General features: G+C 61.7%; 11 protein-coding genes and 1 pseudogene. 11 read left to right on the top strand and 1 reads right to left on the bottom strand.

All coding sequences use genetic code 11. From position 1 onward, the window contains the following. Position 1 precedes the first annotated feature (1 nt). The 8 genes from CDE01S_RS12875 (at position 2) to CDE01S_RS12840 (ending at position 10,993) form a co-directional block, all read left to right on the top strand. On the top strand, positions 2 to 1,288 hold the full coding sequence (locus tag CDE01S_RS12875) for a TraB/TrbI/VirB10 family type IV secretion system protein (protein ID WP_066708174.1): 1,287 nt from the start codon (positions 2 to 4) through the stop codon (positions 1,286 to 1,288). Further along, positions 1,285 to 1,527: a DUF2274 domain-containing protein gene (locus tag CDE01S_RS12870; RefSeq protein ID WP_066708172.1), complete on the top strand. Its 243-nt coding sequence runs from the start codon at positions 1,285 to 1,287 to the stop codon at positions 1,525 to 1,527. Before CDE01S_RS12875 ends, CDE01S_RS12870 begins: the two co-directional genes overlap by 4 nt. A gap of 342 nt (positions 1,528 to 1,869) precedes the next feature. Further along, positions 1,870 to 3,066, top strand: coding sequence for an ABC transporter substrate-binding protein (locus CDE01S_RS12865; protein ID WP_169802263.1), 1,197 nt, complete (start codon positions 1,870 to 1,872; stop codon positions 3,064 to 3,066). Between the two features lie 52 nt (positions 3,067 to 3,118). Next, positions 3,119 to 6,001 (top strand): ATP-binding protein, encoded by a 2,883-nt coding sequence (locus CDE01S_RS12860; RefSeq protein WP_218016522.1) that lies wholly within the window; start codon positions 3,119 to 3,121, stop codon positions 5,999 to 6,001. A gap of 43 nt (positions 6,002 to 6,044) precedes the next feature. After that, positions 6,045 to 7,832 (top strand): putative bifunctional diguanylate cyclase/phosphodiesterase, encoded by a 1,788-nt coding sequence (locus tag CDE01S_RS12855; protein WP_245636171.1) that lies wholly within the window; start codon positions 6,045 to 6,047, stop codon positions 7,830 to 7,832. A 27-nt stretch (positions 7,833 to 7,859) separates the two neighbouring features. After that, a complete protein-coding gene (locus CDE01S_RS12850) occupies positions 7,860 to 8,507 on the top strand; it encodes an FMN-binding negative transcriptional regulator (protein ID WP_066708162.1) in 648 nt (215 codons plus the stop codon). 69 nt (positions 8,508 to 8,576) lie between these two features. Further along, positions 8,577 to 9,950, top strand: coding sequence for a tRNA adenosine(34) deaminase TadA (gene tadA, locus CDE01S_RS12845; protein ID WP_066708159.1), 1,374 nt, complete (start codon positions 8,577 to 8,579; stop codon positions 9,948 to 9,950). A 38-nt stretch (positions 9,951 to 9,988) separates the two neighbouring features. Beyond that, the gene (locus CDE01S_RS12840) at positions 9,989 to 10,993 is read left to right on the top strand and encodes an LD-carboxypeptidase (RefSeq protein ID WP_066708151.1); all 1,005 of its coding nucleotides are present in this window, start codon (positions 9,989 to 9,991) and stop codon (positions 10,991 to 10,993) included. A 10-nt stretch (positions 10,994 to 11,003) separates the two neighbouring features. Here the strand turns inward: CDE01S_RS12840 and CDE01S_RS12835 are convergent, their stop codons facing one another. Then, the gene (locus CDE01S_RS12835) at positions 11,004 to 11,306 is read right to left on the bottom strand and encodes a hypothetical protein (protein WP_218016521.1); all 303 of its coding nucleotides are present in this window, start codon (positions 11,304 to 11,306) and stop codon (positions 11,004 to 11,006) included. Between the two features lie 205 nt (positions 11,307 to 11,511). On the opposite strand from CDE01S_RS12835, the gene CDE01S_RS12830 reads away from it, so the two are divergent. From CDE01S_RS12830 to CDE01S_RS12820, 3 genes and pseudogenes are all read left to right on the top strand, one after another. After that, positions 11,512 to 12,933, top strand: a complete 1,422-nt coding sequence (locus tag CDE01S_RS12830; protein WP_066708146.1) for an aldehyde dehydrogenase family protein — start codon at positions 11,512 to 11,514, stop codon at positions 12,931 to 12,933. A gap of 67 nt (positions 12,934 to 13,000) precedes the next feature. Beyond that, on the top strand, positions 13,001 to 13,915 hold the full coding sequence (locus tag CDE01S_RS12825; protein ID WP_066708143.1) for an adenylate/guanylate cyclase domain-containing protein: 915 nt from the start codon (positions 13,001 to 13,003) through the stop codon (positions 13,913 to 13,915). Between the two features lie 316 nt (positions 13,916 to 14,231). After that, positions 14,232 to 14,679, top strand: a pseudogene (locus CDE01S_RS12820) (hypothetical protein); the annotation flags it as partial.

The raw sequence follows: 14,679 nt of genomic DNA, 5'->3' as shown, positions 1-14,679 counted from the left end.
CATGAGCCAGGACGACCCCCCCGACCTCGCCACGCCGCAGACGGGCAAGGTAGCGCCCGAGGCGGTGGCGCTGCGCGCCCAGCCGCGCCCGGTCACGCGCCTGAACCGGCGCACGCTGGCCATCCTCGCCGGCGGCCTGTCGGTCGCCGTCCTTGGGGCCACGATCTGGTCGCTACAACCGCAGCGACGCAGTGCGGGCGAGCAAACCGAGCTTTACAACGTCGATCGCGTCTCGAAGTCCGAAGGGCTGGATGCGCTGCCGACCGACTACTCGAAGCTGCCACCAGCCTTGCCGCCCGATGTGCCCGAGCTGGGTCCGCCGTTGCCTGGCGACCTTGGCCCGGCCATCGTGAACTCGCAGCAGCCGGCCGTGGCCGCCTACGCGGCGCCCGGCCACGACCCCAACGACGCCTTGCGGAAGGAGGCGGAAGCGGCGGCGGCTTCGTCGGTATTCTTCCGCTCAGGCGGCCAAGGGCAGGCCGCCGCTACGGTCGCGCAAGCAGCGCCAGGGGCGTCCGGCGCTGCAAACGCGCTCGCGGCCTTTGATCCGCTCGCCGCTGGGCCGGCCTCGACAGCGGCCCAGCCTGCCGATCCGACTGCGACGCAGAATCAACAGGATCCGAAAGAAGCGTTCCTGAAAGCTGGCTCTACGGAAACCCGCAATTCCGGCAACCTGGCGCTGCCGGCGTCTCCGTATCAGGTGATGGCCGGAACGGTGATCGCCGGCGCGCTGGTGGCGGGCATCAAGTCGGACTTGCCGGGCGACGTGATCGCCACGGTGACGGAGCCGGTCTATGACACGGCCACCGGCAAGTTCCTGCTGATCCCGCAGGGATCGCGCATCCTCGGGCGCTACAACAGTCAGGTCAGCTACGGGCAGAGCCGCGTGCAAGTGGTGTGGAACCGGATCATCTTGCCCGACACGTCCTCGCTGACGCTCGACAATCTAGTGGGCACCGACCCGGCCGGCTACGCGGGCTTGGAGGATGACGTGGACTGGCACTGGAACCGCATCTTTGCCGGTGCGGTGCTGACGACGCTGCTGGGCGTCGGCGCAGAGCTGGCCGCGCCGGAGAACCGCCAAGACGGCAACCGCATCGTCATCGCCGGGCGTGACAGCGCCCAGGACAGCATCAATCAGGTCGGCCAGGAGATCACCCGGCGCAACATGAACATCCAGCCGACGCTGACCACGCGGCCCGGGCTGCCGGTGCGGATCATCGTCAACCGGGATCTGGTGCTGCGGCCCTACCAGCCCCTGTTCTTCAATCGGGGAGCTTCGCAATGAACGCGACCAAGAAACTGCGGCTTGGGCCGCTGCCCAAGACCGAGAACGTCAAGCTTACCTTCGCGTGCCCGGCCGGCCTGAAAGCCGACCTCGACCGCTACGCCGCGCTGCACGCGCAGGCGTATGGCGAGGCGGTCGATGCAGAGAAGTTGATCCCGCACATGCTGGAGGCGTTCATGGCGGGGGATCGTGGTTTCAAGAGGGGAGGGCCGGCAGCGCCGAAGCCATCGGCGAAGTGAGGCTTGGAGGAAGACCGCTGTGCTTGTCTGCGCTATCCTAGAGGGCGATTGACGATGGAGTTGCTAGAGTCGTCGCCCCTCAAATCCTTCCATCTTCCGCACCAGATCAAGCTCTTGTCGGATGACGGTAAAAGCGACGGTAATGGCCCATGTCGATCATCGCAAATCCCTTTAACCACGCGGGCTTGCGTGGCCTGTTGATGATCGAGTGGGAATAAACGCAACGGACGGCCTTTCGAGGCCGTTTTTTATAGCCCGAAGTTGATAATTGTGATAAAAACGCATAATTGAAGTTCTTGTTTGTCAAGTCCGTGGAAGTGTCCACGGACAGAATGCATGCCTATGGCAAAAATACATCGATCGCGTTGGCGACTCCTTGTCGTCCTGTTGTTCAGCCTGTGCACCATGGACTGGCTGGCTGCTGCGCAACCTCTGTCGCCAGTCGTGATTGGCCTGACGGCTGAGTTTGGTGTTCAGGGCAGTCACACAGCGCAGTCCATCGAAAAAGGCATTGCGCTGGCCATTGATGAAATCAACGAGGCAGGCGGCGTCCTTGGGGGGCGTCCACTCAAGCTGGAAACCCGTGATGACCGCGGTGTGCCAGCACGGGGCGTCGACAATTTTGCAGACTTTGCCCGCCAGTCCGATGTCGTGGCCGTGTTCTGCGGCCGCTTCTCACCCGTCGCGCTGGAAATTGCCCCGTTGGCCAGCAAGCTGGGCTTGCCTTTGCTGGATCCCTGGTCGGCCGCAGATGACATTACCAAAGCGCGCAGCGGCGAGCCCAACTATGCGTTTCGCCTGTCGCTGACCGACAGTTGGGCGATTGAGACCATGCTGGAGCATGCGCGCGCGCGCGGTATCAAACAGATCGCCATGTTTGTGCCCAATACCGCATGGGGACGCAGCAGTGAGGCCGCCCTGCTGGCTTATGCCAGTCGCCACAGGGACCTCCGGCATGAGGTGTTCTGGTACAACTGGGGCGACACCGACTTCAGTGAGCGCCTGGCGCAAGCTCATGCCAGGGGAGCGCGGGCAGTGCTGACCGTGACCAACGAGTTCGAGGGTTTGCCAATCGTCAAGCAGATGGCAGCGCTGCCGGCGGCGCAACGCTTGCCCATCATTTCGCACTGGGGCTTGCTGGGCGGTGATTTCGGCGCCGCGGCACGTCCGTATCTGGAGCAGATTGATTTCACCGTGGTCCATACCTTCAGCTTCAGCGATCCGCTCAGCGCCAAGGCGCAAGCGGTCGCCGCCGGGGTGAAGCGCCTCTACGGGATGGACGTCAGCCAGCTGCGTGCCCAGGTGGGATTTGCCCATGCGTATGACATGACGCATCTGCTGGCGCAAGCGATCCAGAAGGCGGGCAGCACCAACCGCGCGGCCATCCGCAGTGCCCTGGAACGCCTGGATACCTACGATGGCCTGGTCAGGCGCTATGCGAAGCCTTTCACGCCGGCCCGGCACGATGCGCTGGAGAAGCGGCAGGTCCGCATGGCCCGTTTTTCCAAGGATGGAACCTTGAAGTCGATTGGGAAATAAGAACAACATGGGGCGCTTCAGGCAATTCCCGCAGTTCGTGTTGAACAGCTTCTTGCAGCTCGATCTGAGAGGCAAGATCACGACGACTCTGTTGGCCGCAGCACTGGCGCTTGGCGCCGTCATGGTGCTGACCTCCTATGTGCTGTTCCGCAACCAGTTGATCCAGAACACGGAAGCCCTGCTGGAAGCGCATGCCTTGCTGGAGCAGCGCGAAATTGAGTTGCGGCTTGCCGGCATCATCACGCTGGCCGAGTCATTGGCCGTCAACCCCGTCACCGCCAATGCGCTGGCGGATTCGCGTGGTCGTGAGACTTATCTGGACCCCTTGCTGCGCAATCAGCGGCTGACCGTGACAGGGGCAGACATCACGGTGGTGGACTACCGTGGGCGGATCGCTGCCAGCACGCACACCAACCCGCCCGACTACAGCACGAACAGCAGCTTTCAAGCCATGATGAAAAGCGGGCAGGCAACGCAACAGATTGAGCAGACGGGCCAACCATCGGCAACACTCTTGCTGGCGCTGCCGATACGCTACCGGCTGACCAACAATGTCGAAGGCGGCGTCATCTTGCGCGTTCCCCTGGTGCCGCTACTCAGCAAGGAGTGGGATGACAGCGTCTGGATCGGCGATGCCGAGGGGAATCTGCTGGCGGGGGAGCGTCCTCAAGAAAAGGCCTTCGAGCGCGCCAACGTGCTGCGGCTGCCGGCGCCACTGGATACGACAGATTTCAGGATCGTCCTGTCGCGCGACCAGACGGCAACCTTTCGCTCCCTGGATCTGCTGCTGATCGTTTTCACGGTGATCGGAACCTTCGTGCTGGTCGGGGTTGTCGCTTTCGCCCGATGGGGGGCCCGATTCATCGCGGGGCCATTGGGGGAAATTGCGGCGGTCGCAGAGGAAATTGCGGCATCAGGTCGACCGGTCGCCAAGCTGCCGGTCGGCCGCGATGATGAATTCGGCCGGATTTCGGTCGCGTTCAACACCATGGTGGATCGCCTGCGCGAGTCCTATGCGGATCTTGAAAACCGCGTCACCGAGCGCACACATGAATACGAAGCTAGCCGGCGCGAGGCGGAAACCGCGAGCAATCTTCTGCGCGAGGCGGTTCAGAGCATTGCCGTGGGCTTCACCATCTATGACCAGGACGACCGCCTCGTGATGTGCAATGAGGCGTATCTGCGCTTCTACGAACAGAGTCGCGACCTGATCGTGCCCGGTGCACGCTTTGAAGACATCATCCGGCAAGGCGCCGAGCGCGGTCAATACCACGAGGCCGCGGGGAACATTGAGGCTTGGGTGGCACAACGGACGAGCCAGCATCAGCAGGCCCGCGGTATTCCCATTGAGCAACATCTGAGTGACGGGCGCTGGTTGCTGATCGTCGAACACCGGACGCCCAGTGGCTATATCGTCGGCAACCGGATCGATATCACCGAGTTCAAGACCACGGCGCAAGCACTCGCAGAAAGTGAGCAGCGTTGGGAGCTGGCCCTGCGCGGCGCCAACGATGGGGTATGGGACTGGAACCTGACGACGGGTGAAGTCTTTTATTCAGACCGCATCAAAACGATGCTGGGCTACCCGGCCGATGTGCCCGCCAACAGCACGGACGACTGGCGCCTGCGCGTCCACCCCGATGACGTCGAACGGGTCACGGCGCTGTACCAGCGGCACCTCAAGGGCGAAACCGAGTTCTTTGAAGCCGAATACCGATTGCGCTGTCGAGATGGCAACTACAAGTGGGTACTGAGCCGGGGCAAGGCGCTTTTTGACGAGGACGGGATACCCGTTCGCATGGCGGGCTCCAATACCGACATCACCGACCGTCGTGCGGCGGAAGCGCGCGTTCGTGACCGAACCGAGCAGCTCAACGCCATCTTCTCGCTCAGCCCGGATGGTTTTGTCTCTTTTGATGCGGAACACCATGTCAAATACGCCAGCCCTGCATTCAGGCGCATGACCGGGCTGGATGAATCGGATGTAGTGGGGCTCGACGAAGCCGAATTCTCGACGCGCCTGGCACGTCAATGCCGCGAACAGGCCGTATTCCCAGGCATGGCGGCACTGCGTGCGGCCCATCAGTCGGAGCTTGAATCGGCAGGCGAGGGCCGTAGCAAGCAACGCCATCTGATCGAGATGCAGCAGGGCAAGCGCGTGCTGGAGGTCGGCGTCCGTCTGTCGGATGCTGAAACCGTCCGACAGATTCTTTACCTGCGGGACGTGACCCACGAAACCGAGGTGGACCGGATGAAAAGCCAGTTTCTTTCGACCGCAGCACACGAGTTGCGTACCCCCATGGCCAGCATTTACGGTTTTTCTGAACTGCTGCTGAACCACCGGCTGTCGGAGGAAAAGAAAAAGGACTGCGTCAGCGCCATCCACCGGCAATCGCAGCTGATGATTTCAATCGTCAACGAGTTGCTTGATCTGGCGCGCATCGATGCCAGGCGTGGCAAGGATTTCAATTTTCAACGTCTTGACGTGCGTGAGCTGGTGCAGGAGATCAACGCCAGCTTCAAGGCGCCCAATGAGCGTCCGGGTCCCTCAGGGCCGCAAGACACGACGCCGCACTGGGTGCAGGCCGACCGCACGAAATTGACGCTGGCGATTACCAACGTGTTGTCGAATGCCTACAAGTACTCGCCTGGTGGCGGTTCCGTCTCCATTGCGCTGATCGATGCTCCTGATCCGAAAGGCAAGGGTCAGCGAACCGGCATCCGGATCACGGACCAAGGCATTGGCATGACGCCCGATCAGCTCAGGCGCGTCAGCGAACGGTTTTACCGTGCCGACAACTCGGGCAAGATTCCCGGCACGGGGCTTGGCATGAGCATCGTGAAGGAAATCATCGAGCTTCATGGTGGCGATATGGTGCTTGAAAGCCAGCCCGACGTCGGTACCACTGTCACTTTGTGGATGCCCAGCGCCTGAATACCCCTTGCCCTATGGCTTCCCGCTCATGCAAAATGAACCCATGCTTCCCATGAATGCCGTGGCGTCAGTTGGAGACGCAGACGAGTTGCTGTTCGCAGACGATGGTCAGGAGAACCAGGAGATCGTACGTGCGGCTTGGCGGGTTCTGATTGTGGATGACGAGCCCGATGTTCATCGGGCCACAACCTTTGCGCTGGCCGGCGTCACCATCCTGAACCAGACGCTGGAGTTTCTGCATGCCTACTCCGCGGCCGAGGCCATCGATCTTCTGAAGAAGGAAGACGACATTGCCGTGGTGTTGCTTGATGTGGTCATGGAGCGCGAGCACGCCGGCCTCGATCTGGTGAAAACCATTCGCAATGAACTCCAGCTGCCCGATGTGCGCATCATCCTGCGCACCGGACAACCCGGGCAGGCGCCGGAAATCGAGACCATCCACGATTACGACATCAACGACTACAAGACCAAATCAGAGCTGACACGCACCAAGCTCTTTGCCACGATCACCTCCGCCCTGCGTGCCTATCGGCAGATCCGCGCACTGGATGAGCTGGCTTTTTACGACCGGCTCTCGCGCCTGCCCAACCGCAACCGCTTCGTTGACCTGATCAACGAGCAGCTGCAGCACAAGGAGGTCGGCAATCAGATGATCGCCATCCTCGACGTGGATGACTTTTCGGAAGTCAACGATGCGCTGGGACATCAGCAGGGCGACCGGCTGTTGCTGGCCGTGTCGGAACGGCTGCGAAACAATCTGGGGGCCGGTGCCGTGCTGGCACGCATCGGTGGCGACACCTTCGGTCTGATGGGCAACCAGGACACCCTGGATCCGGTCGGCATCCTGGCCTTGTTCCGTGAGCCCTTTGCCGTTCAGGATGACAGCATGGTCGTCACGGCCACGCTCGGCCTGGTGCGCCTGAGCAATGTTCTTGGCGATGGCCTGGATGCCCTCAAGGACGCGAATATCGCCCTCAAACGCGCCAAGAAGAATCGTCGTGGCGACTATGTCGTCTTTTCCAATGAGATGGGCTTCGACATCCGGGAGCGGGTGCGCTTGCTGCGTGGTCTGCGCAGCGCCGTGGACAACGATCGCCTGTTCATTGTCTACCAGCCGCAGATCAACCTCCGGACGGGCCAACCTGTCGGCATGGAGGCCTTGCTGCGTTGGCGTGACGGCGACGGCGGTTTCGTCCCGCCAGAGCAGTTCATCCCGCTGGCGGAAACCTCCGGCCTGATCGTGGTGCTGGGCGACTGGGTGTTGCGCACGGCATGCCATGAGCTGAACCGGCTCCGGTCCAAGGGGTGGTCGGATCTGCGCATGTCGGTCAATGTCTCGCTGATCCAGTTCCGCCACCCGACCTTCCTGGACAAGCTGCGGGCAGCCCTGCAAGACACCGGCATCGAGCCGGCCAAGCTGGAGCTTGAGATCACCGAATCCGTGGCCATGGAGGATGCCAATTTCATCCTCGAAACGCTGACGGCCATCAAGGCGCTCGGGGTGTCGATTGCCATCGACGATTTTGGGACCGGCTACTCATCGCTCAGCCAGCTGCGCCAGCTGCCGGTGGACCGGCTCAAGATCGACTGTGTGTTTGTGAGCGAGCTCAATCAGCAGGTCCAAGGCGGGCACATCGCCAACATGGTGGTTGAACTTGGGCGCAACCTGGGCATGACCATCATTGCCGAAGGGGTCGAAGACGAGCTGCAGGCCCAAACCTTGTTGGCCATGGGGTGCCATGAAGCGCAGGGTTTTCTTTATGCACAGGCCTTGCCTATGCCGGAGCTCGAAGCGTGGCTCCGGGCGCGCGGGAAGCCGGCACGGGGCTGACGTCGGTGGGGCTACACTCGCTCCACCATGTACCTGCCGCCCCAATTCAAGTCTGACGACCGCAGCCATGCGCTTGCACTCATGCGTGGCCATCCACTGGCCAGCCTGATCAGCACCGACGAAGCCGGGTGGCCCTATGTGACGCATCTGCCGCTGCATGCGCAAGAGCAGGGCGATGACCTGGTCCTGCTCGGCCATGTGGCCAAGCCCAATGCCCACTGGCGTTACCTGCAGGCCCGACCGCAGGCGCTCGTCACCTTTCTTGGCCCCCATGCCTATCTATCGCCTGCCGTTTATCCCGACCTGATGCGGGTGCCGACCTGGAACTACCTGGCCGTGCACTGCAAGGTGGAGGCCCGCTTGATCGAGGAGGCCGAGGCCAAGGACTGGCTGCTGAAACAGCTCATCGGCGACCATGAGCCGGCCTATGCCGCGCAATGGCGCAGTCTGGGTGAAGACTATGCGCACAAGATGCTGGCCGGCATTGTGGCCTTCGAGTTGCGCGTCACGGAACTGCAGTGCAAGCTCAAGCTCAAGCTCAAGCTCAAGCTCAACCTCAACCAGCACCGCCCCGAGTCGCACGCGGCGATGCGCCAGGCTTATGCCGCCGGCGATGCCAATGCGCAGGCGCTGGGCGAGTGGATGGACCGCCTCGGCATCGGGCAACAGGCATAAAAGTAAGATTGAACCCTTTAAACACAGCGCCAATAGCTACACTTTTGATAGCAAAAAAGGCCAAATGACATGACGGATGCACAGTTCATGGCACTCGCCCTGCAACAGGCGCACCTGGCAGGGCAGGCGGGCGAGGTGCCGGTCGGGGCCGTGGTGGTGCGGCATGGGCAGGTCATCGGCGTCGGCCACAACGCGCCGATTGGCGGCCACGACCCGAGCGCCCACGCCGAGATCATGGCCTTGCGTGCCGCCGCCGCGGCCTTGGGCAATTACCGGCTCGATGGCTGCGAACTGTTCGTCACGCTCGAACCGTGTGCCATGTGCAGCGGCGCCATGCTGCATGCACGGCTGCAGCGTGTGGTCTATGGCGCAGCCGACCCCAAGACGGGCGCCGCCGGCTCAGTGCTCAACCTTTTCGCGCAGCCGCAACTGAATCACCAGACGCAGGTGGAAGGCGGCGTCATGGCGCAGGAGTGCGCCGCCTTGCTGCAGGCGTTTTTCCAGAACAAGCGGGGCCAGTCGCGCAGCGCCAGCCAACCGCTGCGCGAAGATGCCCTGCGCACCCCGGAAGCACGCTTTGCCGATCTGCCGGGTTATCCCTGGTCCCCTTGTTATCTGAACGACCTGCCGTCACTGGCCGGGCTGCGCATGCATTACCTGGACGAAGGCCCGGCCGATGCCGACCTGACCTGGCTGTGCCTGCATGGCAACCCGAGCTGGAGCTACCTGTACCGCAAGATGATCCCGACGTTTCTGGCGGCCGGCCACCGCGTGGTGGCGCCGGACCTGATCGGCTTCGGCAAGAGCGACAAGCCGAAAAAGGAAAGTGCCCACAGCTTCAGCTGGCATCGCCAGGTATTGCTTGAATTCGTGCAGCGGCTGGACCTCGACAACATGGTGCTGGTGGTGCAGGACTGGGGCGGCCTGCTCGGCCTGACCCTGCCCATGGCCGACCCGGGCCGCTACCGTGGCCTGCTGGTGATGAACACGTTGCTGGCTACGGGCGATGTCCCCCTGTCCCCCGGCTTTCTCGCTTGGCGCGAGATGTGTGCCAAGAAGCCGGATTTCGACGTCGGCCGGCTGCTGCAACGCGGCAATCCGCACCTGACAGAGGCGGAGTGCGAGGCCTACAACGCACCGTTTCCCGACCGCGGTCACCGCGCTGCCTTGCGCGCTTTCCCGCCCATGGTGCCGGAGTCCGAGGATGCCGACGGCGCGGCCATGTCACGCCAGGCGCGCGAGTTCTGGCGCCATGATTGGCAGGGCCGCAGCCTGATGGCGGTAGGCATCCAGGACCCGGTGCTGGGCCTGCCGGTCATGCGCGAGCTGCAGACCATGATTCGCGGCTGCCCCGAACCGCTGCTGCTGGATAACGCCGGCCATTTTGTGCAGGAGCAGGGCGAGTCCATTGCGCAAGCCGCCGTACGCCACTTCACGCCCTGAACAGACCCGACAATGGGGTCTTGATTTTCAATCGATTTATGTCAAAACACATCTACATCTATTCCCCCTCCGGTGCCGTGCGCGACAAGGCGGCTTTCCGCCGTGGGGTGAAGCGGCTGCAGGCCCTGGGGCACGAAGTCGAGGTCGATGAGGCGGCACTGTCCTCATTCCAGCGTTTCGCCGGCGACGATGCCACCCGCCTGGCCGCCATCCAGCGCGCCGCCGCCAGCGGCGCCGATGTCGCCATGATTTCGCGCGGCGGCTACGGCCTGACGCGCATCCTGGGTGACCTTCCCTACAAAGCGGTGGCCAAGGCCATCGAGCGCGGCACCCAGTTCGTCGGTCTGAGTGATTTCACGGCTTTCCAGCTGGCCGTGCTGGCCCGCACTGGCAGCCCCACCTGGGCCGGCCCATCACTGTGCGAAGGCTTTGGCGTGACGGATCAGGCCGATGCGGCCGATGGCCACGGTCACCATGGCCGCGGCGGGCCGGACGAGATCATGGAGGCCTGCTTTGAGGACATGATCCAGGGCCAGGGGGAGGGCACCGGTTGGCGCCAGCCTCGCGAGGCCCTGCCGGATGCTATAAAAACAGGAGCTTTTCACGCCCGCCGCATGGGGGATGAAGCCTCATTTGTCATCAAGGATGGCGTGCTGTGGGGCGGCAACCTGGCGGTGCTGTGCTCGCTGGTCGGCACCCCGTACTTTCCGCAGATCCAGGGGGGCATTCTGTTCCTGGAAGATGTAGCGGAGCACCCCTACCGGATCGAACGCATGCTCAGCCAACTGCTGCACGCGGGCGTCCTGGCGCAGCAGAGGGCTATCGTGCTGGGCCAGTTCACCGAGTACAAACTGGTGCCGCACGACAAGGGGTTCAAACTGCAAAGCGTGGTGAGCTGGCTGCGCAGCCAACTCAAGGTACCGGTACTGACCAATCTGCCTTTCGGTCACGTGCCAACCAAGGTGCTGTTGCCGGTGGGCACTAAAACCGACTTGGTGGTGCAGGGGCGTGATGTTCTGCTGCTTTGGGGTCACCAGGATTGAGCCTGGTGGCTCAGTGCCTGCGCGGGCGGGAAAACATGCTTTTGGGCAACAGCCCTTCGAACATGCCCGTGATCTCTTCGATGCTTTGACGGGCAAGGAACTCCCCATGCAGAGAGGAGAGGGCGCCCATCAAGTCACTGCGCAGATACCAGAGGCCTTGCAGGTCAGTCACCAGCAGAATGCGGCGTTTGATCTGAGGAAAGGCGGCGTCACCGCCGCTGGCCAGGCGGTCAAGCATGGTCTGCCGTATGACTTCGATCTGCGCACTGCTGTGCGCTGGCTCGGCAAGCGGCCCTCCAAGCAGGGTTTGCATGCTGCTGATGATGTTAGCGGGCATCCAACGCATCATTTTTTTGACTCCCTTATGTGCCGGACCATACGCCAGCCACGCGCCGGTAGGCACTAGGGTTTTCCCCGGGGCACCTGCTGAAATCAACATGAAAATCAGCGAGTTAACAGAGATAGATCAAGTAGTATCTAAAGCAGTACGTCCCGTTTTCAAGGAAATGAGCTTCCGCATGCACGCCTTCAACGCCCACTACATTGCCGGCCATTGGGTTCCGGCCAAGTCCAAAGAGACTTTCCTGGTCCATGACTCGAGCACGGAAGAGGTCATGGCCAGCGTCCCCGCCGGTACGGCCGAGGAGACTGCAGTCGCCATCATGGCGGCACGTGCCGCGTTTGACGGCTGGGCCGGCTTGCCGGCGCAGACCCGGGCGGACTACCTCGACAAGATTGCGACGGGCCTCAAGGCACGTACGGACGAGGTGGCCACCGCCATTGCCCGCGAGGTCGGCATGCCGCTCAAGCTGGCACGCAGTGTGCAGGTGGGCGGGCCGGTCTGGAACTGGGCCAACTTCGCCAAGGTCACCCGTGCTTTTGAATGGGAGGAGAGGGTAGGCAACTCGCTGGTGGTACGCGAGCCGATCGGGGTGGTCGGCTGCATCACGCCCTGGAACTTTCCGCTCAACCAGATCACCCTCAAGGTGGCGGCGGCGCTGGGCGCCGGCTGCACCGTGGTGCTCAAGCCGAGCGAGATTGCACCCGTCAATGCCATGCTGCTGGCCGAGATCATCCACGAGGCCGGGTTGCCGCCCGGTGTCTTCAATCTGGTCAACGGGGCCGGCCCCGTCGTTGGCGAGGTACTGGCCAGCCACCCGGAAGTCGACATGGTGAGCTTCACCGGCTCCACCCGTGCCGGCAAGCGTGTGGGCGAATTGGCCAGCCAGAGCGTCAAGAAGGTGGCGCTGGAGCTGGGCGGCAAGTCGGCCAGCATCATCCTCGACGATGCCGACTTCGAGGCCGCCGTCAAAGGCACCTTGTCGGCCTGCCTGCTCAACAGCGGCCAGACCTGCTCGGCACACACCCGCATGCTGGTGCCTGAGCACCGGTTGGCGGAAGTCAAGGCCCTGGCGCAGGCGGCGATTGCCAAATACAACATCGGCCCCAGCCTGGAGGAAACCAGCCGTCTCGGCCCCTTGGTCAGCGCCGCCCAGCGTGACCGCGTGCTGGGGCTCATTGAGCAGGGCATCAAGGAGGGCGCCGAAGTGATCGCCGGTGGGGCGGCTCGCCCGTCCTTTGACAAAGGCTACTTCGTGCAGCCCACTATTTTGCGTGTCCAGCCCGGCGACACGCTCGCACGGGAGGAAATTTTCGGCCCGGTGCTGGTGATCATCACCTACCGCGACGAGGACGAGGCGGTCCGCATTGCCAACAACACGATTTATGGCTTGGGCGGCGGCGTCTGGAGCAAGGATGAGGCACGTGCCGTGGCGGTGGCCCGTCGTGTCCGTACCGGCCAGGTTGACATCAACGGTGCGCCGTTCAATTCCAATGCCCCGTTTGGCGGTTACAAGCAATCCGGCATCGGCCGCGAAAACGGCAAGTACGGTTTCGAGGAATTCCTCGAATACAAGGCGATCCAGTTCAAGCCCAGTTGAGGGAATTTCCGGGCTGCCGGTCTATGCCCTAAACTCTCCCCCTGAACAGGAAACAGAAATCCAGCGCATGGGTGTCCAGACGACCGTCGTATTCACAGATTTGATTGGCAGCACAGCTGTCTTTGAATTATTGGGAAACGCCAAGGCCACCCAGGCCGTGACGCAACTCACCCGGTGGATCAGCGAACTGTTTGCCTCTCATGGCGGTCGTGTCGTCAAGACCCTGGGGGATGGCGTGCTGGCAGTTTTCCCGACGGCCTCCAGTGCCGTCGATGCCGTGGTCGACATGCAGCGTGCCCATCAGAAGCGCTTGGCGCAGCAATCACCGGCCTTGCGCATGCCCATCCGGGTTGGCGTCTCCACGGGCGAGGTCGAGACGGTGGATGGCGACTGTTACGGGGACGCCGTCAATGTGGCCTCCCGTCTGAATGATCTGTGCGGTGCCCATGAAATCTGGGTCAGCAGCGCTGAGCTTGACTATGCCGACCGTCTGGACGGCGTGCGCTTCCGTTTGCTGGGCCCCATCAATGTTCGCGGCCGGGCCGAACCCTGTACCGTCTACCGCGTCGAATGGCAGGAGGAAGACCCCAGTGAGTTCCTGACGCGCCAGGCCGATGTGGATCCGGTTGAGCTGGCTGCAATGGGGGATGCCTTGGGCGGACAGATCGAGCTCACGCAGCTTGACCAGGTCAAAACACTCAGATCATTCGAATTGCCGGCCCACATTGGCCGGATCCGCCATTCCGACTTTGTCGTCAATGACCCGCGGGTCTCCCGGACCCATGCCCGTATCGAGTGGCGCAATGGCAGCATCATGCTGGTGGACGTCAGCAGCTACGGTTCCTGGGTGCGTTTTGAAGGTGCGGGTACCGATGTCCAGCTACGTCGAGATGAATGCGTCCTTCATGGGCGAGGCGAGATCGCCTTGGGCGCTTCATTTGCCGACCCGTCCGTGCCCATCGTCAAATTCAGTGTTTCCTGATTCATCCGGCGAAGGGAAAATGTCTCATCAAAAATTCGCTGTTTTCCTCGGAGACTACAAATTTAAAGGACATTTTTGCTTGCTAAAAAACAGAAGTAAAAATGTCAAACACCGGATTTTCCAAAGAAAACTGTCAAATTTTGATTTTTTGACCAAGTCGCGAATCCTTGTTTTCAATGGCGACACCGAAGAAAACTCAACCCTACCAAGGAGTTGAAGCAGGTTAAGTTCAAAATCCCTTCACAAATTCAGCAAGGGAATTTGACAATTCAAAAGACCAGACTATTACTTACCGGATCTCTTCGGAAGTAATGGAATGGCTCTTTCATTTAGCACGCCTCTGGACGTCAAACGTCCATACGGATCATTCCGTTTTGATGTCTTCAGCTTGAAAGCTGACAGGCGGATGACGCTGTATGGAAAAGCAGCGCTTTGCCAATTCATCGAGTTGGAGTCCGATTTTGAGGTCACGGCGCTCTGCGAGCGCCCCTTACTCATCCCCGACATCAAGCCGAAAAGACAGGTCGACTTTTGGGCTCTGAATGGCGGCATCCCCACCTTTTACATTCTCGTTAGACAGGCCGAGGCATTTGAGCTGAGCAAGGAAAAACGAGCCTATAACGAATTCAAGAAATGGGTGAGCGATGAGCGCGCTGTTCTCAAGGAGGTTCTGATAGACGACTTCGAGAAGCGCCGAGTCTGCCACGACAACTGGGCCAGCATCCTCCAACACCTGGTAGCGCATAAAGGCCAGGTAACACCAA

Source organism: Curvibacter delicatus NBRC 14919 (assembly GCF_001592265.1).
GTDB classification, from domain to species: Bacteria; Pseudomonadota; Gammaproteobacteria; order Burkholderiales; family Burkholderiaceae_C; genus Hylemonella; species Hylemonella delicata.
The sequence above is the reverse complement of the archived record's forward strand: the minus strand, read 5'-3'. Positions and strand labels throughout refer to the sequence as shown.

What these genes read in the sequence shown, in the direction of transcription:
- CDE01S_RS12875 (WP_066708174.1), top strand. Translation starts at nt 2, where the DNA reads ATGAGCCAGGACGACCCCCCCGACCTCGCCACGCCGCAGACGGGCAAG.
- CDE01S_RS12870 (WP_066708172.1), top strand. Translation starts at nt 1,285, where the DNA reads ATGAACGCGACCAAGAAACTGCGGCTTGGGCCGCTGCCCAAGACCGAG.
- CDE01S_RS12865 (WP_169802263.1), top strand. Translation starts at nt 1,870, where the DNA reads ATGGCAAAAATACATCGATCGCGTTGGCGACTCCTTGTCGTCCTGTTG.
- CDE01S_RS12855 (WP_245636171.1), top strand. Translation starts at nt 6,045, where the DNA reads ATGCTTCCCATGAATGCCGTGGCGTCAGTTGGAGACGCAGACGAGTTG.
- CDE01S_RS12850 (WP_066708162.1), top strand. Translation starts at nt 7,860, where the DNA reads ATGTACCTGCCGCCCCAATTCAAGTCTGACGACCGCAGCCATGCGCTT.
- tadA (WP_066708159.1), top strand. Translation starts at nt 8,577, where the DNA reads ATGACGGATGCACAGTTCATGGCACTCGCCCTGCAACAGGCGCACCTG.
- CDE01S_RS12840 (WP_066708151.1), top strand. Translation starts at nt 9,989, where the DNA reads ATGTCAAAACACATCTACATCTATTCCCCCTCCGGTGCCGTGCGCGAC.
- CDE01S_RS12835 (WP_218016521.1), bottom strand. Translation starts at nt 11,306, where the DNA reads ATGCAAACCCTGCTTGGAGGGCCGCTTGCCGAGCCAGCGCACAGCAGT.
- CDE01S_RS12830 (WP_066708146.1), top strand. Translation starts at nt 11,512, where the DNA reads ATGCACGCCTTCAACGCCCACTACATTGCCGGCCATTGGGTTCCGGCC.
- CDE01S_RS12825 (WP_066708143.1), top strand. Translation starts at nt 13,001, where the DNA reads ATGGGTGTCCAGACGACCGTCGTATTCACAGATTTGATTGGCAGCACA.